This is a genomic window from Comamonas sp. Z1, from assembly GCF_008121555.1.
Classification (GTDB): domain Bacteria; phylum Pseudomonadota; class Gammaproteobacteria; order Burkholderiales; family Burkholderiaceae_C; genus Comamonas; species Comamonas thiooxydans.
This window is the reverse complement of record NZ_VOQT01000004.1, coordinates 80,874-104,313: the sequence shown is the minus strand read 5'-3', so window position 1 is coordinate 104,313 and position 23,440 is coordinate 80,874. Positions and strand designations below refer to the sequence as shown.

22 protein-coding genes are annotated in these 23,440 nt (G+C 60.7%); 7 read left to right on the top strand and 15 right to left on the bottom strand.

What is annotated here, in order from left to right; genetic code table 11:
* Positions 1 to 19 precede the first annotated feature (19 nt).
* The 4 genes from FSY45_RS09390 (at position 20) to FSY45_RS09375 (ending at position 3,705) form a co-directional block, all read left to right on the top strand.
* Positions 20 to 1,321, top strand: coding sequence for a M48 family metallopeptidase (locus FSY45_RS09390; protein WP_046460313.1), 1,302 nt, complete (start codon positions 20 to 22; stop codon positions 1,319 to 1,321).
* A gap of 19 nt (positions 1,322 to 1,340) precedes the next feature.
* Positions 1,341 to 1,679: a 4a-hydroxytetrahydrobiopterin dehydratase gene (locus FSY45_RS09385; protein ID WP_003067828.1), complete on the top strand. Its 339-nt coding sequence runs from the start codon at positions 1,341 to 1,343 to the stop codon at positions 1,677 to 1,679.
* 5 nt (positions 1,680 to 1,684) lie between these two features.
* Complete coding sequence (rsgA, locus tag FSY45_RS09380) at positions 1,685 to 2,671, top strand: ribosome small subunit-dependent GTPase A (protein WP_046460312.1); 987 nt, start codon at positions 1,685 to 1,687, stop codon at positions 2,669 to 2,671.
* A gap of 143 nt (positions 2,672 to 2,814) precedes the next feature.
* Entirely contained in the window at positions 2,815 to 3,705 is an 891-nt protein-coding gene (locus FSY45_RS09375) for a lytic transglycosylase domain-containing protein (protein ID WP_046460311.1), read from the top strand.
* Between the two features lie 146 nt (positions 3,706 to 3,851).
* On the opposite strand, the gene FSY45_RS09370 is transcribed toward FSY45_RS09375, so the two are convergent.
* From FSY45_RS09370 to rpsP, 6 genes are all read right to left on the bottom strand, one after another.
* Complete coding sequence (locus FSY45_RS09370; RefSeq protein ID WP_003067835.1) at positions 3,852 to 4,835, bottom strand: CobD/CbiB family protein; 984 nt, start codon at positions 4,833 to 4,835, stop codon at positions 3,852 to 3,854.
* 47 nt (positions 4,836 to 4,882) lie between these two features.
* Positions 4,883 to 5,581, bottom strand: a complete 699-nt coding sequence (locus FSY45_RS09365; protein WP_003067836.1) for a CoA pyrophosphatase — start codon at positions 5,579 to 5,581, stop codon at positions 4,883 to 4,885.
* Between the two features lie 110 nt (positions 5,582 to 5,691).
* Positions 5,692 to 6,078, bottom strand: a complete 387-nt coding sequence (rplS, locus tag FSY45_RS09360; protein ID WP_003067838.1) for a 50S ribosomal protein L19 — start codon at positions 6,076 to 6,078, stop codon at positions 5,692 to 5,694.
* A 139-nt stretch (positions 6,079 to 6,217) separates the two neighbouring features.
* Complete coding sequence (trmD, locus tag FSY45_RS09355) at positions 6,218 to 6,997, bottom strand: tRNA (guanosine(37)-N1)-methyltransferase TrmD (RefSeq protein WP_012837206.1); 780 nt, start codon at positions 6,995 to 6,997, stop codon at positions 6,218 to 6,220.
* 53 nt (positions 6,998 to 7,050) lie between these two features.
* A complete protein-coding gene (gene rimM, locus FSY45_RS09350) occupies positions 7,051 to 7,620 on the bottom strand; it encodes a ribosome maturation factor RimM (RefSeq protein ID WP_003067842.1) in 570 nt (189 codons plus the stop codon).
* Positions 7,621 to 7,721: 101 nt separating this feature from the next.
* Positions 7,722 to 7,976: a 30S ribosomal protein S16 gene (rpsP, locus tag FSY45_RS09345; protein ID WP_003058210.1), complete on the bottom strand. Its 255-nt coding sequence runs from the start codon at positions 7,974 to 7,976 to the stop codon at positions 7,722 to 7,724.
* A 282-nt stretch (positions 7,977 to 8,258) separates the two neighbouring features.
* Between rpsP and FSY45_RS09340 the strand changes: the two genes are divergently transcribed.
* Positions 8,259 to 8,744, top strand: a complete 486-nt coding sequence (locus FSY45_RS09340) for an NINE protein (RefSeq protein WP_046460340.1) — start codon at positions 8,259 to 8,261, stop codon at positions 8,742 to 8,744.
* A 218-nt stretch (positions 8,745 to 8,962) separates the two neighbouring features.
* Positions 8,963 to 10,744, top strand: coding sequence for a bifunctional diguanylate cyclase/phosphodiesterase (locus FSY45_RS09335; protein ID WP_046460310.1), 1,782 nt, complete (start codon positions 8,963 to 8,965; stop codon positions 10,742 to 10,744).
* A 106-nt stretch (positions 10,745 to 10,850) separates the two neighbouring features.
* Here FSY45_RS09335 and FSY45_RS09330 read toward each other — a convergent pair whose 3' ends face one another.
* From FSY45_RS09330 to FSY45_RS09300, 7 genes are all read right to left on the bottom strand, one after another.
* Positions 10,851 to 11,861 carry an inorganic phosphate transporter gene (locus tag FSY45_RS09330; RefSeq protein ID WP_003067849.1) on the bottom strand — a complete coding sequence of 337 codons (1,011 nt, stop codon included), beginning with the start codon at positions 11,859 to 11,861 and terminating at the stop codon, positions 10,851 to 10,853.
* 19 nt (positions 11,862 to 11,880) lie between these two features.
* Positions 11,881 to 12,528, bottom strand: a complete 648-nt coding sequence (locus FSY45_RS09325; RefSeq protein ID WP_003067851.1) for a DUF47 domain-containing protein — start codon at positions 12,526 to 12,528, stop codon at positions 11,881 to 11,883.
* Between the two features lie 500 nt (positions 12,529 to 13,028).
* Positions 13,029 to 13,787 carry an ABC transporter ATP-binding protein gene (locus FSY45_RS09320; protein WP_034362735.1) on the bottom strand — a complete coding sequence of 253 codons (759 nt, stop codon included), beginning with the start codon at positions 13,785 to 13,787 and terminating at the stop codon, positions 13,029 to 13,031.
* 2 nt (positions 13,788 to 13,789) lie between these two features.
* The gene (locus FSY45_RS09315; protein WP_003067855.1) at positions 13,790 to 14,572 is read right to left on the bottom strand and encodes an ABC transporter ATP-binding protein; all 783 of its coding nucleotides are present in this window, start codon (positions 14,570 to 14,572) and stop codon (positions 13,790 to 13,792) included.
* 30 nt (positions 14,573 to 14,602) lie between these two features.
* Complete coding sequence (locus tag FSY45_RS09310; RefSeq protein ID WP_003067856.1) at positions 14,603 to 15,682, bottom strand: ABC transporter ATP-binding protein; 1,080 nt, start codon at positions 15,680 to 15,682, stop codon at positions 14,603 to 14,605.
* A 9-nt stretch (positions 15,683 to 15,691) separates the two neighbouring features.
* Positions 15,692 to 16,621: a branched-chain amino acid ABC transporter permease gene (locus FSY45_RS09305; protein WP_003067858.1), complete on the bottom strand. Its 930-nt coding sequence runs from the start codon at positions 16,619 to 16,621 to the stop codon at positions 15,692 to 15,694.
* Between the two features lie 350 nt (positions 16,622 to 16,971).
* A complete protein-coding gene (locus FSY45_RS09300; protein WP_046460309.1) occupies positions 16,972 to 18,312 on the bottom strand; it encodes a replication-associated recombination protein A in 1,341 nt (446 codons plus the stop codon).
* Positions 18,313 to 18,711: 399 nt separating this feature from the next.
* Here FSY45_RS09300 and brnQ point away from each other — a divergent pair, with 399 nt between their 5' ends.
* Positions 18,712 to 20,040, top strand: a complete 1,329-nt coding sequence (gene brnQ, locus FSY45_RS09295; RefSeq protein WP_046460308.1) for a branched-chain amino acid transport system II carrier protein — start codon at positions 18,712 to 18,714, stop codon at positions 20,038 to 20,040.
* A gap of 126 nt (positions 20,041 to 20,166) precedes the next feature.
* Here brnQ and lolA read toward each other — a convergent pair whose 3' ends face one another.
* Positions 20,167 to 20,802 (bottom strand): outer membrane lipoprotein chaperone LolA, encoded by a 636-nt coding sequence (lolA, locus tag FSY45_RS09290; protein ID WP_012837199.1) that lies wholly within the window; start codon positions 20,800 to 20,802, stop codon positions 20,167 to 20,169.
* A gap of 22 nt (positions 20,803 to 20,824) precedes the next feature.
* Positions 20,825 to 23,185, bottom strand: coding sequence for a DNA translocase FtsK (locus tag FSY45_RS09285; protein ID WP_046460307.1), 2,361 nt, complete (start codon positions 23,183 to 23,185; stop codon positions 20,825 to 20,827).
* Positions 23,186 to 23,440 lie beyond the last annotated feature (255 nt).

Genomic DNA, 23,440 nt, shown 5'->3' with positions numbered 1-23,440 from the left:
TCGCCTACACTGCCAATACATGGCTTCCAGACTAGATTTCACATTGGCACTTTCGCTGCTGTTTGCGACGGCCGTGGCCCTGCAATGGCTGCTGCGCGTGTGGCTTGTTTCGCGCCAGGTGCGCCATGTGGCCACCCACCGCGACGCCGTGCCACCGGCATTTGCCCATCGCATCAGCCTGTCCGCCCATCAGAAGGCGGCCGACTACACGCTGGCCAAGGCCAGGGTGTCGCTGATCGACATCACGCTGTCGGCCACCGTGCTGCTGTGCTGGACGCTGCTGGGCGGGCTGGACTGGCTCAACCGCTGGCTGCTGGAATTCATCAGCCCCGGCCTGTGGCAGCAGCTGGCGCTGCTTGCCAGCTTTGCCGTGATCTCGGCGCTGATCGAGCTTCCCCTGTCGCTCTATCAGACCTTCAGGCTGGAGCAGCGCTTCGGCTTCAACCAGATGACGCCAGGCCTGTGGCTGGCCGATCTGCTCAAGTCGACGCTGGTGGGCGCCATCATCGGCCTGCCGCTGGCGGCCTTGATTCTCTGGCTCATGGGCTCGACCGGCCCGCTGTGGTGGCTCTGGGCCTGGGGCGCCTGGACGGCTTTCAATCTGCTGCTGATGTGGATTTTCCCCAGCTTTATTGCACCGCTGTTCAACAAGTTCGAACCGCTGGCCGATGAAAGCCTCAAGAGCCGCGTGACCCGGCTGATGGAGCGCTGCGGCTTTGCGGCCAAGGGACTGTTCGTGATGGACGGAAGCCGCCGCTCGGCGCATGCCAACGCCTATTTCACGGGTTTCGGCAATTCCAAGCGCGTGGTGTTCTTTGACACCTTGCTCAGGCAGCTCAGCCCCGGCGAAGTCGAAGCCGTGCTTGCTCACGAGCTGGGCCACTTCAAGCACAAGCACATCAGCAAGCGCATGGTCCTGATGTTCGGCGTCTCGCTGCTGGGCTTTGCGCTGCTGGGCTGGCTCAGCCAGCAACTCTGGTTCTACACGGGACTCGGAGTCTCTGTGCTGCTGGGCCCGAACATCGACGTGGCTGCCGAAAACAATGCGCTGGCCCTGCTGCTGTTCATGCTGGCCGTGCCGGTGTTCAGCTTCTTCGTCACGCCGCTGATGTCCGCCATGTCGCGCCGCGACGAGTTCGAGGCCGATGCCTATGCCATGCAGCAGGCCGATGGTGCACAACTGGCTTCAGCACTGCTCAAGCTTTACGAGGACAATGCCTCCACACTCACGCCAGACCCATGGTATGTGAGCTTTTACTATTCACACCCTCCTGCCGTGGATCGCCTGGCGCGCATGCCGGCTCCTGCAGGCAGCTTGTAACACCACAACGAATTCAGACATGAGCACACCCACACTGCAACAGAAAGACTGGTCCCAGCTCAAGCGCAGCGCCCTGAGCACAGAGCAAGTGCAAGAGCAGCTGGCAACCCTCGAGGGCTGGGAGCTGCTGGCCGGCAACGCGGCCATCAGCAAGACCTTCCGTTTCGTGAATTTCTACGAAACCATGGCCTTTGTGAACGCGCTGGCCCTGATTGCCCATCAGCAGGACCACCACCCCGATCTGGAGGTGGGCTACAACCGCTGCAAGGTCAGCCTCAACACCCATGATGTGGGCGGCATCTCCGAGACCGACATCGACTGCGCACGCCGCATCGAAGCACTGCTGAATCCGGCCTGATCCTTATGGCAAAACAAGGACGGCGCCCAGGCGCCCAAGCAACAGGCGACACCCAGACAGGCCTGGTGGTCGCCAGCTATGGCCGTCATTGCGTGGTCGAGACCCCGGACGGCGAACGCCGCATCTGCCACCCGCGCGGCAAGAAAAGCCAGGCCGTGGTGGGCGACCATGTGCAATGGCTGGCTCCCCCACCCGGCCAGGGCGATGAGGGCACGATCGAAAAAATTGTGGAGCGCCGCAACGTCTTCTACCGCCAGGATGACATCCGCACCAAGACCTTTGCTGCCAACCTGGACCAGCTCCTGATTCTGATAGCTGCCGAGCCGGTATTCAGCGAAGTGCAGCTCGCCCGCGCGCTGATCGCCGCCGAGGCCGCACACATCAAGCCCATCATTGCGCTCAACAAGATGGACCTGGAAGAGCCCTTCCTGCGCGCCTGGCAGCGGCTGGAGCCTTACCGGACCATGCGTGATGCCGCGAACGCTGCACCGCATTACATGGTGCTGCCGCTGTCGCTGGAAGATGCGGACGACGAGGATCGCGACGCCATCATCGGTCTGCTGCAAGGCAAGACAACCCTGGTTCTCGGTCCTTCGGGCGTAGGCAAGAGCACCTTGATCAACTTGCTGCTGCCCGATGCCAAGGTGGCGACCAACGAAATTTCGCAGGCGCTGAACACCGGCAAGCACACCACCACCAGCACCACCTTGTACTGGGTGGACGAGGCACGCACCACCGCCATCATCGACTCGCCAGGATTTCAGGAGTTCGGCCTCTATCACATTGCCGCCACGCAACTGGCAGCCTGCATGCCCGACATCGGCGCACTGGCGGACCAGTGCAAGTTCTACAACTGCACCCATCTGCATGAGCCTGGCTGCGCCGTCATGGCCCAGGTCGAAGCGCAGGACAGCCCCCACTCCATCAGTGCCAACCGCTACCGGATCTATGGCGAGCTGTTCGATGAACTGAGTCAGGAACCCCGCTACTGAGCGCGAGGCCAGCCAAGCCGCAGGGCCGCGCCATATGAGAGCAATTTCAGCGTTTGCCACGCAGCCATTCCAAGCCCGATGAGCGCCGGCACGAGTGCTCGGCCTCCGGGCTTGGCTGCCGGCCACAACCCGGTGTTCACGTCATGAAGCCCAGAGTTTTCCAGCCCTGTTTGCAAGCCGCCCTCGCCGTCGCGCTATATGCAGGCATGAGCCTGGCCTGGGCCCAGGGCACGGACTCCGCCCCCAGCTGGGAGGACGAGCCACCCACGCTGTCTCGCTGGATCGAAGAAGGCTACAAGGCCGAGCTGAGCCGGCAGCCATGGCGCGCAGCGCAGCGCTATTGCGCGGCAGCACGCTATGGCAGCCTCGAAGCCCAATACCGGCTGGGCCGGCTGCTGTTGCTGGGGCGAGGCTTGACTCCCGACCCTGCCACGGGCACGACGCTGCTGGCCCTGGCCGCCCAGCGCGGCCATGAGAAAGCCCGCTTGCTGCTGGCCGGCAAGCTCCCTGGCGACCGGCTGCCCGACTGCCTGACCCAGGGCGATGCGCCCGCACAGGAGTTTCTGGAGGCCAGCCAGGAGGCCGTCCCCCACGAGGTGGTGGCCAGCTATGTGAGCAGCCTGCCCAGGGAGAAGCGGCGCATGGCCGAGCTGGTGCAGCGCCTCGCACCGCGTTTCTCTATTGATCCGCGGCTGGCACTGGCCATCGTACGCTCGGAGTCGAATTTCGAGGCGCAGGCGCTGTCGCCGCGCAATGCTCAGGGCCTCATGCAGCTCATTCCCGAGACGGCCGAGCGTTTTGGCGTGCGCGATGCCTGGAATCCCGAGCAGAACGTGCGTGGCGGCCTGGCCTACCTGCGCTGGCTGCTGGAGCGCTTCGAGGGCGATGTGGCACTGGTATCGGCAGCCTACAACGCGGGCGAGAGAACCGTGCAACAGTATGGCGGTGTGCCTCCTTATGCGGAGACGCGTGAATATGTGCGACGCATACTCAGCTTCTATCGCGCCAAGCACCACGAGCGCCCTGCTCGCTGATGGCACCTTGAACAGTGCCCGGCATGCCCGTCGCACCTGAGCCACCTTGGTATATGGCAATGCGCAACATAGGACTTCGATGACCCGCTGCGGCTTGAGCGCTCATGCACCAAGCTGCTGCCACGCAGAAGGCGATGTCCGGGTGCTCAACCGAGCAGACGGGCAAAGGTCAGCAAGGCCAGCAGCAGCAGCCAGACCACGACCGAACGCCAGACCAGCCCCACCACACTGCGCAAATGAGCCATTTCCGGCTCCCGCCCCGGAGTGACATCGCTGCCCGTCCACTGTGCATCGTCGCCCTCTTCGCCGTCAGCCGCATCGCGGCGGCGCAAGGCCTCGCCCCCCAGGCGGACATTGATGGCACCCGCAGTGGCAGCCAGAATCACGCCATCGTTGTCATTGGGAAAGCGCTGGGCATAGACGCGCCAGTTGTCTATGGCCTCCTCAAAGCTGCCCACCATGGCAAAGGACAGCGCCGTCAGCCGCGCCGGCAGCCAATCGATCACATACCAGGCCTTGGCTGCGGCGGACTGCAAACGCTCGCTGGTCGGTGCCCGAAGACCTTCCGCACCCTTGCGCGACCAGGCACGCGACAGATATTCAGCCATGCGGTAGAGAATGGCACCCAGCGGTCCCAGCCCCAGAGCCGAGAGAATCGAAAACCAGAACAGCACGCCAAACACATGACGGTGCGCTGCCAGCACCGAGTACTCGATGACATGGCGCACTACTTCGCTGCGTGGTACCTCGCTGGCATCGACCTGCTGCCAATCGGCCAGGGCCTGACGGGCGGCAAATTCATCACCGGCATCGAGCGCATCGCGAATCCGCGTGAAGTGGTGGCTGAACTGGCGAAAACCCAGCGTGACATAGAGCACCGCGACATTCCACAGCATGGCTGCAGGCCAGCCTATGAACTCCATCAGCGCCCAGAATATGCCCAGCACGATAACGCTGGGCAGCAGCACGGCCATCGCCCAGGCAAGCCAGCCATGGTGGGGCTTGCCCGCATCAAAGTTGCTCCGCACGGTCACGGTCCAGGCGCGATAACCGGCCTGTACCAGATTGGATCGGGCCAGCGGGCGCGCCTGTTCCAGCAGCAGTGCGATCAGGATGGCAAAAAAGCTCATTGCTTCATCATAGCTGCGCTGTTTACCGGCTTGTTACAACTGCTGTCTCAAGCCGCCAAAAAACGGTAAAGATTGCGCAACATGCCCGCTGTCGCGCCCCAGATATAGCGTTGCTGCTCACCATCCTGATAAGGCATGGCAAACCATTCGCGATCAACCCCCTGCCACAGCATGGCATGACGTTCATGATGCGCGGGATTGAGCAGATAGGACAGGGGAACCTCAAACAGATCGGCCACCTCTCCCGGATTGGGGAAGTAACTGGCCTGCGGGTGAACCAGCGCCACCACAGGGGTGATGTGAAACGCCGTACCTGTCACGTAAATGGGCAAACGACCCAGCACCTCGACATTCTTGGGAGCCAGTCCCACTTCCTCATGCGCCTCGCGCAATGCCGTGGCCTCGGCCGAAACATCCTGCGGGTCACGTTTACCGCCCGGAAAAGCTACCTGACCCGAGTGCGTGGACAGTCTGGCCGAACGCACGGTCAGCAACACGGTGGGCTGCTCGCGCATGACGATGGGCACGAGCACGGCCGCATCGGAAGGCTGCTTGGCCGTGATGCGCTTTTCCTGCATGGCCTCGGGCAGCCACTGCGGTGGCTGGGCAAAGCGCGTGCGCAAGGCCTGAGGCGTCTGAGCAGCCAGCGGCACAGCCGGCAACTGGCTATCAATGCCCAGAAGGCGAGCCTTGCGCGGATCAACAATGCCCACCACGGGGAGCGAAGAATTATCAGATGCAGGCATGTATGTGTTCGGCCAAACCCCAAAGCAAGAATCACGAACCAAGGCAGACATAAAAAAAGCCGCCACAGCGAACTGTAGCGGCTTTTACGGAATCACTTCCGATGCGTGTATTACTCGGCTGCAGCAGCAGTCTTGTTAACACGCTGGGGCAGCTTTTCCTTGATACGAGCAGACTTGCCGCTACGCTCACGCAGGTAGTACAGCTTGGCACGGCGCACATCACCGCGACGCTTGACTTCGATCTTGGCGATCAGAGGAGAGTAGGTCTGGAACGTACGTTCCACGCCTTCACCGCTGGAGATCTTGCGCACTGTGAAGCCGCTGTTCAGGCCGCGATTACGCTTGGCAATCACCACGCCTTCGTAAGCCTGCACGCGCTTACGGTTACCTTCCACCACGTTCACGCTCACGATGACGGTGTCACCGGGGGCGAATTCGGGGATGGTCTTGTTCAGGCGAGCGATTTCTTCTTGCTCGAGGGTCTGGATCAGATTCATGATTTAGTCCACCTTGATCTTGTCCGCGCCAGAATTGGCAAGCGCCGGGATTGGTGCTATTGCTGCATTACAAGAACAGCCCGAAAGCTGTCCCGCTATTTCCTTGCAGCGGCCGGATAGAGGATCAAAGAACCTGCAATTATAGCTTGGACGCTGTTTTTGCCAAAAAACCCTCATCTTTGGCATTGAGCAGCCCCTGTTCGCGGGCCTGCTCTATCAACTCGGGCCTGTGCTCGGCCGTGATGCTCAAGCGCTGATCGCGACGCCAGCGCTCGATATTGGAGTGATGGCCGGAGAGCAGCGCGGCTGGCACCTCCTGGTCATTCCAGACTTCTGGGCGAGTGTAGTGGGGGCAGTCCAGCAAACCGTCAAGCGCAGGATTGAAGCTGTCCTGCTGAAAGCTGCCTTCATCATTAAGCACACCGGGCTGCAGACGCGCCAAAGAGTCCAGCAACACCATGGCTGCCAGCTCACCACCCGAAAGTACAAAGTCACCCAGACTCAGTTGATGAGTGACATTTCTATCAATGAAACGCTGGTCAATGCCCTCATAGCGGCCACAGAGCAGCACCGCACCCCGGCTTTCGGCCCAATCGGCCACCACGGCATGCTTGAGGGTCGTACCTATGGGTGAGAACAACACCACAGGAGCAGGCTCTGCCTGTTCCTGTGCATCGACTTCGGCGCGTGCCGAGCGAATCGCTTCGAGGCAGCGCTGCAGCGGCTCGGCCATCATCACCATGCCGGGGCCTCCGCCAAATGGACGATCATCCACACGGCGGTAATTGCCTTCGGCCCAGTCACGCGGATTCCACAGATGCACTGCCACCTGGCCCGAGCTGTAGGCACGGCGCGTCACCCCGCTCTCAAGAAATGGAGCGAACAGCTCAGGAAACAGCGTAATAATGTCGAAACGCATTGATATAAAAGCGATTTCAGCTACAAACTAAATAGCAAAAAAAGCATTCCAGTTCAATAATCGGGCTGCCAGTCGGCCACGATCTTCTTGCCGGCCAGATCCACCGAATCCACATAGGCATCGACAAAGGGTATCAGACGCTCCTGCTCCTTGCCGTCCTGTTCATAGCCCAGCACCAGAACAGTCTGCGGGCCGGTGGCCATCAAGTCCTTGACCACCCCCAGGGTCACACCTTCGCGGTTGACCACGTTCAGCCCCATCAGATCCACCCAGTAGAACTCACCATCCTCGGTCTTGGGGAAATGCTCGCGCGCCACAAAGACGCGGGCACCGCGCAGAGCCTCGGCGGCGTTGCGGTCGGCGACTTCAAGCGAGGTTGCCACGATGGTGTCGGCATGGAAGCGGGCCTGCTTGACGGGCAGCACCACGGTACCCGTGAAATGCTTGGCACCTTTCTCGGCAGGCTGCAAAAACCAGTCCTTGGCGGCAAACAGGGCCTCTGGGGCGCTGCTGAAGGCATGCACCTTGAACCAGCCCTTGATTCCCCAGGCATCGGCAATGCGACCGACTTCAATGGCATCAGCAGGCAAGCTCGTGGCTTGAAGAACAGGCATGTGGCTCATGGGATCAGCAGAAAATGCAGAATTTCAATAAAAAACGGGTCCCGTCAGGCAAGCCAACGGAACCCGCTTTGGTAAAGGTGCCTAGAGAGCGACCGCCTAAATTAGGCAGCAACCTTCTTTGCAGCTTCCTTGATCAGGCGTTCAGCCGTATCGGAAGTTTGAGCACCAACGCTCTTCCAGTAGTTCACGCGGTCCAGAGCCAGACGCAGGCCTTCTTCGGCGCCACGAGCGCTAGGGTTGTAGAAACCCAGACGTTCGATGAAAGCACCGTCGCGACGCACGCGCTTGTCAGCTGCAACGATGTTGTAGAAAGGACGAGCCTTAGAGCCGCCGCGGGAGAGACGAATAACAACCATGATGTTTCCTTCGGGTGGTTACAGCCAGTGCCATCAAAAATTTGACCAGCTGCGCAGGTTTTCTTACAGCGTTTGAGACACGCGACATGACCACCCGGCCAGCGACACGCCGTAAAACCGGAAATTATATCGAGTTCTGCCGAAGCTGCCTATAGCAGTGGCAAATGGGCATAGTTGGCACAGAGGACTTCCTGAAAATGAAGCGCAATTGCCCTGAGCCCCGTAATTGATGCGAAGGGAATAATGGACGGGTTCTTTCGTTTTCTGCCCGCGCACCAGACCATGAACCAACTTGTTCCCGCCTCGACCCCTACCCCTCGCCCCAAAAACAAGACGATTGCCTCCTGGCTGGCCTTGCTCGGCGGGCCTCTGGGACTGCATCGCTTCTACCTGCACGGCCTTGGGGACTGGCTGGGCTGGCTGCTGCCCATTCCCACTGCACTTGGCATCTACGGCATCGAGCGCGTGCAGCAGTTGGGGCAGGACGATAGGCTGAGCTGGCTGCTGATCCCTTTGCTCGGCTTCACGATAGCAGGCTGCGCCCTGCGCGCCATCCTTTACGGTCTGATGGAGCAAGGAAACTGGAACCGGCTCTTCAACCCATGGATGAATGCCGACGCGCCTGCAGGGCGCACCCAATGGACCACGATTTTTGCCGTAAGCCTGTCCCTGATGCTGGGGGCCACCGTGCTGATGGCCAGCATCGCCTACAGCTTCCAGCACTACTTTGAATATCAGGTCGAAGAGGCACGCAAGATTTCACAGTAGCTGCAGCGCTCTGAACCAGGGGCTCTCACCCACTCCAAAGCGGCTTCGGCTTCGCCGCTTTTGTAAGCAAAAGTCTAATTTTTCACTTACTGGGCGCAAAGCGCCGCCTGCCGATTCCATAGAACTCACAATGCCCAACTGACGAACATCTTGCAAAGACTGCATCCAAGCAGTTTTCGCACTACGACGGCTTTGCTGCACCAGTCCGAAGAGGTCTTATGTCTGCAACCAACGAAAAGTCTGCCAGATCCGAAGTGCACGGGCAAAACGCCTTTCCAGCTGCCACCAGCCTGGTGGGCGTGTACGGAGAACAGCTTTTCCGCATTCTTGAACAAACCAGCAGCGGCTATGTGTTGCTGGATGCTCAGAACCGGGCGCAACGCTGGAATGATGGTTATCTGCAGATATTCCCCTGGCTGGCTTCCGCCCTCAAAGTAGGCATGCCTCTGCAAGCCGCTCTGCAAGCCGCCGCAACAGCAGCCCCGGCCAACGCTGCACCGGCCCTGAACCATATCGCCGAAAGTCATCAAGCCCTGATTGCGCGCCAGCAAGCCAATGCCCAGTTTCAGCTGCCCAATGGACGCAAGCTCAATCTGTCGGCTCACGCCCTATCGGCCAATTACACCGTGCTCGCCTGCAAGGAGCTGCTGCCTCATGGCAACGAGGCAGAAAGCCTTTCCTTCTTTGATGTACTGACCAATCTGCCCAACCGGCGCCTGCTGCTGGACAGGCTGTCCCAGGCCACGATCCAGTCCGAGCGCACGGGCTGGCGCGGCGCCTTGCTGACCATAGACATGGAGCCGGTGGCGGGCCCGACCGCCAGCACGGGAGACAGCCAGTCCTGCCTGGCTCCGCACATCGCACAGCGCCTGCTCGGCTGCGTACGCTCCTGCGATACCGTAGCCAGACTGGATGCCGCGCACTTTGTCATCATGGTCTCGGATCTGTCCCCGGATATCGAAATGACCACGGTGCTGGTGGAACGTCTTGGAGAGCGTCTGCAGGAAAGCCTGAACGGCAGCTACCAGCTCGGCCACAAAAGCGTGATGCTGGAGGCCAATATCGGCGCCACCCTGTTCGGCCCGCACTCCCGCTCCGCCACCGAGTTGCTGCAGCAGGCAGAGGTCGCCATGTACCGTCTGCGCGATGAAGAGGCTCGCGGCCTGCACTTCTTCAGCCCCGAGCAGCAGGTTCCGGCCAACGACCGCAGCCGCCTGGAGCAGGATCTGCGGGAAGCCCTGCGCCTCGGCCAGTTCGAGCTGCATTACCAGGCCCAGTATTCCGCCAGCGGCGAAGTCAACGGCTTGGAGGCCCTGCTGCGCTGGCGTCATCCCAGGCGAGGTCTGGTACCCCCGAGCATCTTCCTGTCCGTGGCAGAGGAGACCGACATCATCGTTGCGCTTGGCCGCTGGAGCATTCAGGCCGCCTGTGAACAATTGGCCAGATGGAAAGCCGAGCTGCAACTGGACAGGCTGCCCATCTGCGTCAACATCAGCGCCAAGCAGCTTCGGCAAGCGGACCTGGCCGAGCAAGTGCAGAGCATTCTCAGCCAGACAGGGGCCGATCCTGCATTGCTGCTGCTGGAGCTTTCCGCGCAGACCCTGAGTCCTCTGGATGCGGATAGCGCGAGCAGCCTCAAGCGCATCGGCGCCATGGGTGTGCGGCTGTCACTCGACGATTTTGGTGGCAGCTCCAATATGCAAGAAGCGCTGCATCAGCTCCCCCTGAACCAGCTCAAGCTCTCGCATTCCCTGGTGCAGCGCCTGGGCCCCAACAATGCCGCCGAGGCCGCCGTACAGGCGGCCATCGCGCTGGCTGCCCGCCATCAGATGACGATCGTCGGCGCAGGGGTGGAAACCCTGGAGCAGCGTGCCCTGCTGGCGCAGCATGGCTGCGAGCATTTCATGGGCTATCTGCTCAGCCCCCCTGCACCGGTCAGCCAACTCAAATCCCTGATGCAGCGGCAGGCAATGCCCGGTCTGCAGGAAACGGCTGCTTGACCTCCATGTTTCAGCCATGAAAAAAGGCTTCGCAACGCGAAGCCTTTTTTCCATTCAGCCCTTGATCGACAAGCAGTTACAGCTATCAATCAAGGAGTTCACAAACTCAATACAGTTGCAGGCTGACCCAGTAGGCAATGGATGCCACAAAGGCGCTGGCCGGAATCGTCAGAATCCATGCCCAGACGATATTGCCTGCCACGCCCCAGCGCACGGCACTCGCGCGCTGCGTAGAACCCACGCCCACGATGGCACCGGTAATGGTGTGTGTGGTCGAGACCGGAACGCCCAGGAAGGTGGCAAAGAACAAAGTCAGAGCACCACCGGATTCGGCGCAGAAGCCACCGACGGGTTTGAGCTTGGTGATCTTCTGGCCCATGGTCTTGACGATGCGCCAGCCGCCAAACATGGTGCCCAGGCCGATGGCCAGGTAGCAGCTGACGATGGTCCACATGGGAGGCTCGGCATCACCGGCATTGGCATAGCCCGTGGCAATCAGCAGCAACCAGATGATACCGATGGTCTTTTGCGCATCGTTGCCGCCGTGACCCAGGCTGTAGGCACCGGCAGAAACCAATTGCAGACGGCGGAACCACTTGTCCACGCGATTGGGGCTGGCACGGCGGAAAATCCAGGCCACCAGAACCATCATCAGCGAGCCCAGCAGAAAGCCCAGCACGGGAGAGACGAAGATGAAGGCCACAGTCTTCCAGATGCCGCTGGCGATCAGCGCACCTGCACCGGCCTTGGCAATCACCGCACCCACGATACCGCCAATCAGGGCATGCGAGGAGCTGCTGGGAATGCCGTAGATCCAGGTGATGACGTTCCAGGTGATGGCACCCACCAGAGCGCCGAACACGACATGGGTGTCAACAATGCCCGGCTGAACAATACCCTTGCCCACGGTTGCCGCCACACTGAGGTGGAAGACGAAAACCGCGACAACGTTGAAGAACGCGGCAAATGCCACGGCCTGAGTAGGCTTGAGAACCCCCGTGGAAACCACGGTGGCAATCGAATTGGCAGCGTCGTGAAAGCCGTTCATGAAATCGAACAGCAAGGCGAGCACCACCAGCAAAATCACAACCCAGAGGGCTGCCTGTACCGGCTCCATGATCGGGCTCCAGCGAGAATCAGGAATTCTCGAGGACGATGCCCTCGATCAGGTTCGCCACGTCTTCGCAGCGGTCCGTGATGGTTTCCAGCAGCTCATAGATGGCCTTGAGCTTGATCACCTCACGCACATCGGGCTCTTCACGGAACAGCTTGCTCATGGCCGCGCGCATCACGCGGTCGGCATCGCCTTCCAGGCGGTCGATCTCGTCGCAGGTCTTGCTCGCGGCGTCCACAATCGTGGGATCCGAGAGACGATCCAGCAGCTTGACAGCATCACGCAGACGCTCGCAGCAACGCACGCACAGATCGGTCAGACGTGTGATTTCGTCTGTCATGTGACGCACGTCATACAGGGCCATGGTCTCGGCCGAGTCCTGAATCAGGTCGGCCACGTCGTCCATGGTGTTGATCAGCGAGTGGATATGCTCGCGATCCAGGGGCGTGATGAAGGTCTTGTGCAGCAGCTTGGTGACATCATGGGTCACACGGTCGGCTGCGCGCTCGGCGTTGTCCACATCAGCGTTGTATTTTTCGCGCAGATGGGGATCGTTGTAATTTGCAACGAGTTGCGAGAAAGCATGAGCTGCTTCAACGATGCGGTCCGCATGTTGATTGAACATCTCGAAAAAATTGCCTTCGCGCGGCAATAGCTTGCCAAACAGCATGAATGCTCCTTACCGGGGAAAAGAAACCAGGCGACTCACTGCAAAAAAAGTGCATGGTTCCCGGCTTAAACGGGGCGGAGTTTACTCTTGAGTCATTGTGCGTTTCAGCGCGTCTTCAAGACACCCCTTCGGGCACCACGAAAAATAAAATACAAGCTCTTCGCCATGCTAGGCGCTGTCATAAAGCCTGTGATTCCTCCAGACAACACCGGAGAGCAGCAATCCGCCCACCCAACGCGCCGACTCCTTGAGCATTTCACTGAGCCACGCGAAAACGTTCCAAATACTTCTTTTTGTAATAAGCAAATTCTATTCAATGACAAAAAAGAATTAAAAGGAACTAAAAAGAAATGAATAAAACAATCAAAGAACCATAAAAAACGTCATTTTTTTGTCATTTTCTTGAATTTAAGGGGAATTAGGGTTCACCCTTGGCTGCAGCAGAGCATCACGGCGAGATAGCGCACTGCGATCGAAAGCGCCAGCAGTCTCGTCGAGGCTTACTCTCCCAGGTAAGCCGCACGCACGCGCGGATCGCTCAGCAAGGTCTGGCCCGGCCCCGTCATGGTGATGATGCCGGACTCCATGACATAGCCTCGATCGGCCAGCGCCAGCGCGCGGCTGGCGTTCTGCTCCACCAGCACCATGGTCACGCCCAGCGCATAGACATCGCTGACCACCTCGAAGATCTTGTCTACCATGATGGGCGACAAACCCATGGAGGGCTCGTCCAGCAGCAGCACCTTGGGCTGACTCATGAGTGCGCGGGCCATGGCCAGCATCTGCTGCTCGCCCCCGGACATGGTGCCTGCCAGCTGATCCTTGCGCTCCTTCAGGCGCGGAAAGATGCCGAACATGCGCTCGATATCCGCCTGTATGCCAGCCTTGTCCTTGCGCGTGTAGGCCCCCATGAGCAGGTTTTCGGTAATCGTCATGCGTGCGAACACGCCGCGCCCCTCGGGCACCATGACCAGGCCTTCGGCCACCAGATCCCAGGCACCCTTGCCCTTGATGCTTTGGCCCAGATAGAGAATTTCGCCATCGGCAATCGGCAGACCCCGCGTGACAGCCTTCATGGTCGTGGTTTTGCCTGCACCGTTGGAGCCGATCAGCGACACCAGTTCACCCTGATGCACCTGAAAGTCCACGCCCTTGACAGCCTGAATACCGCCATAGCCCACCTTCAGGCCCTTCACCTGCAGCAATACCGGGGCCGTGGATTTGGAGGCCTGCGCCTGTTCCAGCACTTGATCCTGCATCTTCAATGGCCTCCCGTGCCCAGATAGGCTTCAATCACTTTTTCATTCTTCTGCACTTCGGCAGGCGTGCCTTCGGCAATCGGCTTGCCATAGTCCAGCACCGTCACGCGATCGCACAGGCCCATGACCAGCTTCACATCATGCTCGATGAGCAGGATGGTGCGGTGGTCGTTGCGAATGCGGTCGATCAACTCACGCAACTGCAGCTTCTCAGTCGCGTTCATGCCGGCGGCCGGCTCATCCAGCGCAATCAGCTGCGGGTCCGTCGCCAGTGCACGGGCAATCTCCAGCCGGCGCTGGTCGCCATAGGACAAGGTGCGCGCCTTGAAGTCCGCATATTTGCCGATGCCGACATAGTCGAGCAGCTCGCGCGAGCGGGCGCGAATCGCGGCCTCCTCGGCCTTGAAGCCCTTGGTGCGAAACACCGCCCCGAGCAGACCGGAATGCGTGCGCACATGGCGCCCGACCATGACGTTCTCCAGTGCCGTCATCTCGGCAAACAACCGGATGTTCTGGAAGGTCCGTGCAATGCCGGCCCTGGCCACCTTATGCACCGCCGTCGGCTCATAGGGCTTTCCGGCCAGCTCGAATTTGCCGGTGTCGGGCGTATAGAGGCCGGTGATCACGTTGAAAAACGTGGTCTTGCCTGCGCCATTGGGGCCGATCAGGCCATAGACCTGGCCTCTATCAATCTTCATGCTCACACCGGACAGTGCCTGCAAACCGCCAAAGCGCTTGGAGATGTCCGAGACATGAAGGACCGCTGAAGTCGTGCTCTCTGCCATATCAGTTCACATTCCTTGTCTGTGCAGTCATCAGGACTGACGGTCCAGGCTTTTGGCATGCTCGGGCGTGGGCCAGAGGCCGCGCGGACGCATCAGCATGATGACGATCATGGCCAGGGCAATCAGCAACTGGCGCAGGATGGACGCGTCGAGGCGTCCATCGGTCATCTGCTGCAGCGGCCCGGCCACATAGCGCAGCACCTCGGGCAGGGCCGAGAGCAGCACGGCCCCCAGAATCACGCCGGGAATATGGCCCAGGCCGCCGAGCACGACCATGGCCACAATCATCACGGACTCCATGAGGCTGAAGGACTCGGGCGATACAAAGCCCTGGAAAGCACCGAACATGGAACCTGCCACACCGCCGAACGAAGCGCCCATGCCGAAGGCCAGCAGCTTCATATTGCGCACATTGATGCCCATGGCCTTGGCGGCGATTTCATCCTCGCGAATCGCCATCCAGGCGCGGCCTATGCGCGAATCCTGCAAGCGGTAGCAGATCACGATGGTGGCCAGCACCAGCACCAGAAACAGGTAGTAGTACAGCGTGACGGAAGCGATGTCGTAGCCGAAGATCTCATGACGCTTGGCCAGGTCGAAGCCGAAGATCTTGACCGAGTCGATCTGGCCAATGCCCTTGGGGCCGTTGGTGATGTTGACGGGCTGGTCCAGGTTGTTCAGGAAGATGCGGATGATCTCGCCGAAGCCCAGTGTCACGATGGCCAGGTAATCACCGCGCAGCCGCAGCACCGGCAGGCCCAGCAGCACACCCGTACAGGCGGCCAGCAGCATTCCAAGCGGAATCACCAACCAGATCGAGGTGTGCAGCCCGTTGGGAAACATGGCCACAAAACCTTCGAAGGTCTCGGCCAGATGCGGCGATGCCATGAGCGCAAACATATAGGCGCCCACGGCATAGAAAGCCACGTAGCCCAGATCCAGCAGGCCTGCGTAGCCGACCACGATATTCAGGCCCAGCGCCAGCATCACGTAGAGCAGAGCCAGATCGGCGATGCGCACCCAGGCGTTGCCGAAATACTGCAGGATCAGCGGCAGCACCAGCAGGCCTATGCCGCCCAGAATCCAGTGGAGTGTCTTGTTGTTCTTCATGGGCACTCCTCAGGCACGGTCCGCCACACGCTCACCCAGCAGGCCCGAAGGGCGCAGCGTCAGGATGATGATGAGCACGATGAAGGCAAAGATGTCGGTGTACTGGCTGCCCAGCACGCCCCCCGTCAGGTCACCGATATAGCCGGACCCGATGGACTCGATCAGCCCCAGCAACAGGCCTCCCACCACGGCGCCGGCCAGATTGCCGATGCCGCCGAAAACGGCGGCCGTGAAGGCCTTGAGGCCCGGCAGAAAGCCCATGGTGTGATGGGCCGTGCCATAGTTGGAGGCGTACATGATGCCGGCAATCGCCGCCAGCACGGCACCGATGATGAAGGTGGCGGAAATCACCATGTCGGGCTTGACGCCCATCAGCGCCGCCACACGCGGATTCTCGGCCGTGGCCCGCATGGCGCGCCCCAGCCTGGTGTAGTTGACTAGATACATCAGCGTGGCAAGTGCAATCGCCGTGACCACCAGCACCAGAATCTGCGTGGGCGTGATCACCGCCGTGCCGATTTCATAGGGGGTGGACGACAGCAGCGTGGGATAAGCCTTGTAATTGGGCTTCCAGATGATCATGGCCAGGGTCTGCAGCAGGATGGAGACACCGATGGCCGTGATCAGCGGCGCCAGACGCGGACTGTTGCGCAGCGGCCGGTAGGCCACCTTCTCGATCACGAAGTTCAGCGATGCAGCCACCACGCAGGCGATGATGGCGGCTATCAAAAGCATGAGCCAGCCCGGCAGATAGGGCATGGCCTCCTGCATCAGGCCGATGCAGCTCCAACTGGTCAAAGCCCCCACCATCAGCACCTCGCCATGCGCGAAGTTGATCAGCTGAATGATGCCGTACACCATGGTGTAGCCCAGGGCTATCAAGGCGTACATGCTGCCTAACACCAGACCATTGATGATCTGCTGCAGCAAGATATCCATAAGCGCGCTCCCCTTCCCTCGATCCAAGACGGAGACACTGCGAGCCTCTCATCCCGAACGACGGAGCCAGCGATGCCATGGTTCCCCTTCTGCAGTCCGCCGCTTTGTGGGCCGCTTGTCGCAAAAGAGTGAATCGATTCTAGGGAGCTGTTTTCAGGACTCAGGGCCGGGGTTTCCCGTGCGCAACCCCAAAATGCTGCAGCGCAACAATTTCATCGGCAATGCAAGTCCAATAAATACAGGCACTTAGTCATGTGCTGCTACTCAATCTAGCGAAAAACCCTGAAAACACCGCAAAAAATGCAGCATTCAACTAGTGCCAGTCTTGCAACACCTGGGCAACTCGCTCTTTACAAGCCTGCCGGCTCGTCATCTGCCGCACGAGCGGCGTTGTTGAGCGCCTTGAGCTCCGCCAGCTTCTGGCCGATCTTGATTTCCAGCCCCCGCGCCACGGGCTGGTAGAAGCCGGGGTCTTCTATTCCTTCAGGCAGATAGCGCTCGCCCGCCGCAAAGCCGCCCTCCTCGCTGTGGGCATAGCGGTAATCCCGGCCGTAGTCCAGCTGCTTCATCAGCTTGGTGGGAGCATTGCGCAGATGCAGCGGCACAGGCCTGGTGGTGTCGCCCTTCACAAAGGCCTTGGCCTTGTTGTAGGCCATGTAGCCGGCATTGCTCTTGGGCGCCACAGCCAGGTAGATCACGGCCTGGGCCAGGGCCAGTTCGCCCTCGGGGCTACCCAGGCGTTCATAGGTCGCAGCGGCATCGTTGCACATCTGCATGGCACGCGGGTCGGCAAGTCCTATGTCTTCCCATGCCATGCGCACGATGCGGCGCGCCAGATAGCGCGGGTCGGCACCGCCATCCAGCATGCGGCAAAACCAGTAAAGTGCCGCATCGGGGTCCGAGCCGCGCACGGATTTGTGCAGGGCGCTGATGGTGTCGTAGAACTGCTCGCCGCCCTTGTCATAGCGGCGCATGCGCTCGCCCAGCACCTTGAGCAGCCAGGCATCGGTGATGCTCTGCACCCCGGCCTGCTCGGCCGTGATGGACAAGGTCTCCAGCGTGTTCAGCAAGCGCCGTGCATCGCCGTCGGCATAGGCAATCAGGCGCTCCAGTGCTTCGTCCTCGATCGCCGGAATCGCCTGGATGGCCTGGGCCTTGGCCACAATCTGCTTCAAGTCGTCCGGAGTCAGGCTTTGCAGCACATAGACCGCCGCCCGCGAAAGCAGGGCCGAGTTGACCTCGAACGAGGGGTTTTCCGTGGTCGCTCCGATGAAGGTGAACAGCCCGCTTTCCACATGGGGCAAGAAAGCGTCCTGCTGGCTTTTGTTGAAGCGGTGCACCTCATCCACAAACACGATGGTGCGCTGCTGCAGCAGTCCGCTCTGGGCGGCCTGCGCCTGCTCCACGGCCTCGCGGATGTCCTTGACGCCGCCCAGCACGGCGCTGATGGAGATGAACTGCGCATCAAAGGCATCGGCCATCAGGCGCGCAATCGTGGTCTTGCCCACCCCCGGCGGGCCCCAGAGTATGCAGCTGTGCGGGCGACCCGACTCGAAGGCCAGGCGCAACGGCATGCCCTCTCCCAACACATGTTGCTGGCCGATGACTTCTGCCAGAGTGTGCGGCCGCAGGCGCTCGGCCAGGGGCTGATGAGGAATGGCTGAAGATGAGGAGTTGTTGTGCGTAACCATGACCCCTCAAGTATCCGACTCTCCGGCCAGTTGTGCATCCAAATGGGTTGGGGCTGCTTGCACACCGAAGGCAGTCAATGCTTATCCACCTTAACCCCTGCATCCTTATCAGAATTTTTCATAAGAGAAAATAGCGTTTCAACGGATTCAATCTCTCCATTAACGAGGCCACCCCTCGCCCCATGGAGGCACTGCCCCCATCCGGCCTGCCAAAAACCAGGCCAGCCAGGCCTGGCAGCGCGCTTAGATTCATTGCGGGCCGCCTCATCTGCGCCGCGCAATGCCTGTGCCTGATAGGGCTACCGCCATCAGCCAGAAATCAATCGAAAGCATCCGCAACTTTCCTTGGCTCCACACTGCTACAGGGCGTGCCAGCGCTGCACGTCTGAGTCTACGCGTATGAAAAAACTCAAGACCTGGGACATTTTTGCCCTCGGTTTCATGACCTTTGCCCTGTTCCTCGGGGCCGGCAACATCATCTTTCCACCCATGGTGGGCCTGGCAGCCGGTGAAAACCTGCTCGGCGCCTCGACAGGCTTTCTGCTGACGGGTGTCGGTCTGCCCCTTCTCGGCGTAGTCGCTCTCGCACGTGTGGGTGGCGGCCTGGACACCTTGACCAGCCCCATAGGCCGCATTGCCGGCCTGGTGCTGGCCGTGGCCATCTATCTGACCATCGGCCCTCTGTTTGCGACGCCGCGCACGGCCACCGTATCCTTCGAGATGGGTCTGGCTCCCTTTGTCGGCAACACACCCGCCATGCTGCTGGCCTTCACCATCGCTTACTTTGTGGCGGTGGCGCTGCTGTCGCTGTTCCCCGGCAAGCTCATGGACAACGTGGGCAAGATCATCACCCCCGTGCTGATTCTGGCGCTGACCGTTCTCGGCGGCTCCGCCGTGCTGGCCCCTGTGGATGGCTACAGTCTCAGCACCGAGGCCTATGCCACGCAGGCAGCCGCCTTTTCCGAAGGTTTTCTGCAGGGCTATCAGACCATGGACGCCCTGGCCTCGCTGATCTTCGGCATCGTCATCGTCAACGCGATCAAGGCTGCCGGCGTGAGCGACAGCAAGCTGCACACGCGCTACTGCATCTACGCCGGCATCATTGCCGCGACCTGCCTGGGCCTGGTCTATGTCTCGTTGATGTATCTGGGCGCCACCAACAGCCAACTGGCCGCCAACGCCACCACCGGTGTGCAGATTCTCACAGCCTTTGTACAGCAGACCTTCGGCCCCGCAGGCCTGTGGCTGCTCGCCATCGTCATCATGCTGGCCTGCCTGACCACCGGCGTGGGCCTGATCACGGCCTGCAGCAGCTTCTTCAGTGAGCTGACCGGCATCTCCTACCGCACCATGGTCATCGGCCTATCGGTGTTCAGTGCAGCCGTAGCCAACCAGGGCCTGGCCCAGCTGATCGCCGTGGCCGTGCCCGTGCTTGTGGGGCTGTATCCCGTGGCCATCGCCCTGATCGCCCTGAGCCTGCTGCATCGCTGGAATCAGCCACCGCGCGTCTACATCCCCGTGATGGGCACCGCCCTGGTCTTCGGCCTGTTTGACGCCGCCAAGGCTGCCAATCTTGATGCACTGGTGCCCGCCTGGCTGGACAAGCTGCCCGGCGCCGCCCTGGGCATGGGCTGGGTCGCCCCTGTGCTAGGTGTGCTGGTGATTGCAGGCCTACTGGACTTCGCCATCGGCAACAAGCAAAGTGCCGCAAACGCCACGCGCGCCTGATCACAACAGCCCCCACCAAAGCGCAGCTGGCTGCGTTCCACTCACAAGGGCTCAAACCCGATTCCTGCATATAAAAGGCCTGCGGACACAATCCGCAGGCCTTTTTGCTGATGCGCGCCGCGATCTTTACTGCTTGAGCACATCGGCCCCCTTGGGCACCGTGAAGTGGAAGGTCGATGCCGGCAGCGAAGCCTGGGTTTGCAGGCCCTTGAACTGCATCAGCGAGCGCTGGCCAAAGCTGTCCTCGATATCCAGCGCAGCCAGCTTGCCTTCGGGTGTGAAGCCTATGCGCACGCTCTTGAGCTGACCGCCTTTCTGCCTGGGGCTGGCCAGCACCCATTCCAGGCCATCGGCGTCAGGCTGGTTGCCCAGCTCGAAATCGGCCTTCAAGGCCTTGAGGTCGGTGGCCGATGTCAGGATGGCCGCTGGCGTGCTGCCCAGCACCTGGGCCTGGGCACGCTCCGTCACCTGATTCAGGTCGGCGTCGTACAGCCACAGCGTCTTGCCGTCGGCTACTATGAGCTGCTCAAAAGGCTTGGTGTAGTTGAAACGGAACTTGCCGGGGCGCTGGAATTCGAAGCTGCCGCTGGACACCTTGGTACGCGCCTCCTGCCCGGACTTGGGTGGCGAGGTCACGGACTGGGTGAAGTCGGCCTTGCCCGCCTGGGCATTCTTCATGAAGGACTCAAGGCTTTTCAGACCATCAGCCATTGCTGCACTTGCACTGCCAGCTATCAAAATTGCAGTCAAAAGACGTTTCATGACTCTCTCTCTTGTGCGTGGCTCACTCGCTGCGGGCCGGAACTAGAACATCGCGCTGCCCACTGGATGTGAGCGAGCTGACCAGGCCGGCCTTTTCCATCTGCTCGAGCAGATTGGCCGATCGGTTGTAGCCGATACGCAGTTTGCGCTGAACGTAGGAAATGCTGGCCTTGCGGTCTTTCAGCACGATTTCTACTGCCTGATCGTAGAGCTCGTCCTTTTCGCCGCCGCCTTCGCCATCGTCATCACCCCCCTCACCATCGACAGAGCCACCTTCCAGAATGCCTTCGATGTAGTCGGGTTCGCCCTGCTCCTTGAGATAGCTGACCACGCGGTGCACCTCGTCGTCGGAGACAAAAGCGCCATGTACGCGAATAGGCAGACCTGTACCGCTGGCCATGTACAGCATGTCGCCCATGCCCAGCAGGGTCTCGGCCCCCATCTGATCCAGCACGGTGCGGCTGTCGATCTTGCTGGAGACCTGGAAGGCAATACGCGTCGGAATATTGGCCTTGATCAGGCCGGTGATCACGTCCACGCTGGGGCGCTGGGTCGCGAGGATCAGATGAATGCCGGCCGCACGCGCCTTTTGCGCAAGGCGGGCGATGAGCTCTTCGATCTTCTTGCCCACCACCATCATCAGATCGGCCAGCTCGTCGATCACGATGACGATGTGCGGCAGGCGCTGCAGCGGCTCGGGTTCCTCGGGCGTCAGGCTGAAGGGGTTGGGAATCGACTCCTCGCGCGCCTTGGCCTCGTCGATCTTGCTGTTGTAGCCGGCCAGATTGCGCACACCGAGCTTGCTCATGAGCTTGTAGCGGCGCTCCATCTCGGCCACGCACCAGTTCAGTCCGTTGGCCGCCTGCTTCATGTCGGTGACCACGGGGCACAGCAGATGGGGAATGCCTTCATAGACCGACATTTCCAGCATCTTGGGATCGATCATGAGCAGACGCACATCGCGCGCCTCTGCCTTGTAGAGCAGAGACAGAATCATGGCGTTGATACCCACGGACTTGCCCGAGCCGGTCGTGCCGGCCACCAGAACGTGGGGCATCTTGGCCAGGTCGGCGACCACGGGGTTGCCCACGATGTCCTTGCCCAGACCCATGGTCAGCAGGCTCTTGGCGTCGTGGTAGACCTGCGAGCCCAGCACTTCGGACAAACGGATCGACTGGCGCTTGGCATTGGGCAGCTCCAGCGCCATATAGTTCTTGCCGGGAATGGTCTCGATCACGCGAATCGACACCAGGGACAGCGAACGCGCCAGATCCTTGGCCAGATTGACGATCTGCGAGCCCTTGACGCCCGTGGCAGGCTCGATCTCGTAGCGTGTGATCACAGGGCCGGGCATGGCCGCAACCACGCGCACTTCCACGCCAAAGTCCTTGAGGCGCTTTTCAATCAGCCGGCTGGTCATCTCCAGCGTCTCGGCAGACACCAGCTCCTGGCGCTGCTGGGCCTGGTCGAGAAGGTCCACCTGAGGCAGCTTGCTGTCCGGATGATCGGTGAACAGCGGCTTCTGGCGCTCCTTCACCACCCGGGCGCTGGGCTGACTGGTCTCCTGCAGCACGGGCTCGATGATCTGCACAGGCTGATGCACCGGTGCAGTGATCGCACCTTCGCTGCGGTCAAACACCACTTCCTCGCGTTCGCGGGCCGCTCTCTTGCCGACAGAGACATCCTTGGCAATTTCGCGACGCTCGCGGCCAAACTGCACCATGCCGTCCAGGCGCGCGCCCAGGCCTTCGGCCAGCTTGCCCCAGGAAAAGCCGAACACCATGGCAGCGCCCAGCACGAACAGGCAGATGCCGATCAGGCCCGAACCCGCAAAACCCAGCCATTTGAGGGCATTGAAGCCCATCATGTAGCCAAACACGCCACCGGCAGGGCCGGGCAGCAAGTTTTCGAAACGGTACAGACGCGTCCATTCCAGCGCGCAGCTGGCAATCATCAGAATGGCCAGACCGCCCCAGAACAGAAAGCGACGGCGCCACAGCGGCATCAGCGCCAGAGGGCTGCCGTCCTTGTTCACCCCGCCACGCATCCAGCGCACCAGCGATGTCACCCAGGTCTGCACGGCGGCCAGTACCAGCCACCAGATGGACATGCCGAAGCCGAAGTAGCAGGCATCGGCCAGCCAGGCGCCCACACGGCCCATCCAGTTATGCACAAACGGCCTTTGCCCGGCGCCTGAGGTGGACCAGGCTGCGTCTTGCGGCGAGTAGGTGAACATGGCCATGAGCCAGAACACCAGTGCCAGCAGGCCGATCAACAGCAAAACCTCCTGGCTGAAGCGAATCACTCCATAGCGCGGAGTCGCAGCGCGGGATTTTGATTTGCTGGAAGAAGACGCGTTCGAAGCGTTCAATGTATATGTCATACGCAGGCGCAAGCTTACCTTAGGCCCTTATCCAAGCGGTGCATTCGGCCAAGACGATCGCTCAGCGTAATGCAAGCACATGCAACAAAACTGCCATACGGTAGCCGGATTCGCTTCGTCACTATCATTTTTAACAATTCCGGTGATTAAAAACAGCTGCACGCGCAGACCTTGATCCGGAGCGATACTCCCACATCTTCCCAATGTTTTCATGACCGCGCGCCGGCTGTCGGCCTGCTTTTTTCAGAGTTCCGC

Bases quoted from the DNA above. Each gene is read 5' to 3' on its own strand.
- FSY45_RS09320 (WP_034362735.1), bottom strand. From the start codon at position 13,787: ATGCAGGATCAAGTGCTGGAACAGGCGCAGGCCTCCAAATCCACGGCC.
- brnQ (WP_046460308.1), top strand. From the start codon at position 18,712: ATGAAAAAACTCAAGACCTGGGACATTTTTGCCCTCGGTTTCATGACC.
- FSY45_RS09335 (WP_046460310.1), top strand. From the start codon at position 8,963: ATGTCTGCAACCAACGAAAAGTCTGCCAGATCCGAAGTGCACGGGCAA.
- FSY45_RS09375 (WP_046460311.1), top strand. From the start codon at position 2,815: ATGAAGCCCAGAGTTTTCCAGCCCTGTTTGCAAGCCGCCCTCGCCGTC.
- FSY45_RS09285 (WP_046460307.1), bottom strand. From the start codon at position 23,185: ATGACATATACATTGAACGCTTCGAACGCGTCTTCTTCCAGCAAATCA.
- lolA (WP_012837199.1), bottom strand. From the start codon at position 20,802: ATGAAACGTCTTTTGACTGCAATTTTGATAGCTGGCAGTGCAAGTGCA.
- FSY45_RS09310 (WP_003067856.1), bottom strand. From the start codon at position 15,682: ATGAAGAACAACAAGACACTCCACTGGATTCTGGGCGGCATAGGCCTG.
- FSY45_RS09385 (WP_003067828.1), top strand. From the start codon at position 1,341: ATGAGCACACCCACACTGCAACAGAAAGACTGGTCCCAGCTCAAGCGC.
- FSY45_RS09325 (WP_003067851.1), bottom strand. From the start codon at position 12,528: ATGCTGTTTGGCAAGCTATTGCCGCGCGAAGGCAATTTTTTCGAGATG.
- rpsP (WP_003058210.1), bottom strand. From the start codon at position 7,976: ATGGTTGTTATTCGTCTCTCCCGCGGCGGCTCTAAGGCTCGTCCTTTC.
- FSY45_RS09340 (WP_046460340.1), top strand. From the start codon at position 8,259: ATGAACCAACTTGTTCCCGCCTCGACCCCTACCCCTCGCCCCAAAAAC.
- FSY45_RS09370 (WP_003067835.1), bottom strand. From the start codon at position 4,835: ATGAGCTTTTTTGCCATCCTGATCGCACTGCTGCTGGAACAGGCGCGC.
- FSY45_RS09365 (WP_003067836.1), bottom strand. From the start codon at position 5,581: ATGCCTGCATCTGATAATTCTTCGCTCCCCGTGGTGGGCATTGTTGAT.
- rimM (WP_003067842.1), bottom strand. From the start codon at position 7,620: ATGAGCCACATGCCTGTTCTTCAAGCCACGAGCTTGCCTGCTGATGCC.
- FSY45_RS09305 (WP_003067858.1), bottom strand. From the start codon at position 16,621: ATGGATATCTTGCTGCAGCAGATCATCAATGGTCTGGTGTTAGGCAGC.
- FSY45_RS09330 (WP_003067849.1), bottom strand. From the start codon at position 11,861: ATGGAGCCGGTACAGGCAGCCCTCTGGGTTGTGATTTTGCTGGTGGTG.
- trmD (WP_012837206.1), bottom strand. From the start codon at position 6,997: ATGCGTTTCGACATTATTACGCTGTTTCCTGAGCTGTTCGCTCCATTT.
- rsgA (WP_046460312.1), top strand. From the start codon at position 1,685: ATGGCAAAACAAGGACGGCGCCCAGGCGCCCAAGCAACAGGCGACACC.
- FSY45_RS09315 (WP_003067855.1), bottom strand. From the start codon at position 14,572: ATGGCAGAGAGCACGACTTCAGCGGTCCTTCATGTCTCGGACATCTCC.
- FSY45_RS09390 (WP_046460313.1), top strand. From the start codon at position 20: ATGGCTTCCAGACTAGATTTCACATTGGCACTTTCGCTGCTGTTTGCG.
- FSY45_RS09300 (WP_046460309.1), bottom strand. From the start codon at position 18,312: ATGGTTACGCACAACAACTCCTCATCTTCAGCCATTCCTCATCAGCCC.
- rplS (WP_003067838.1), bottom strand. From the start codon at position 6,078: ATGAATCTGATCCAGACCCTCGAGCAAGAAGAAATCGCTCGCCTGAAC.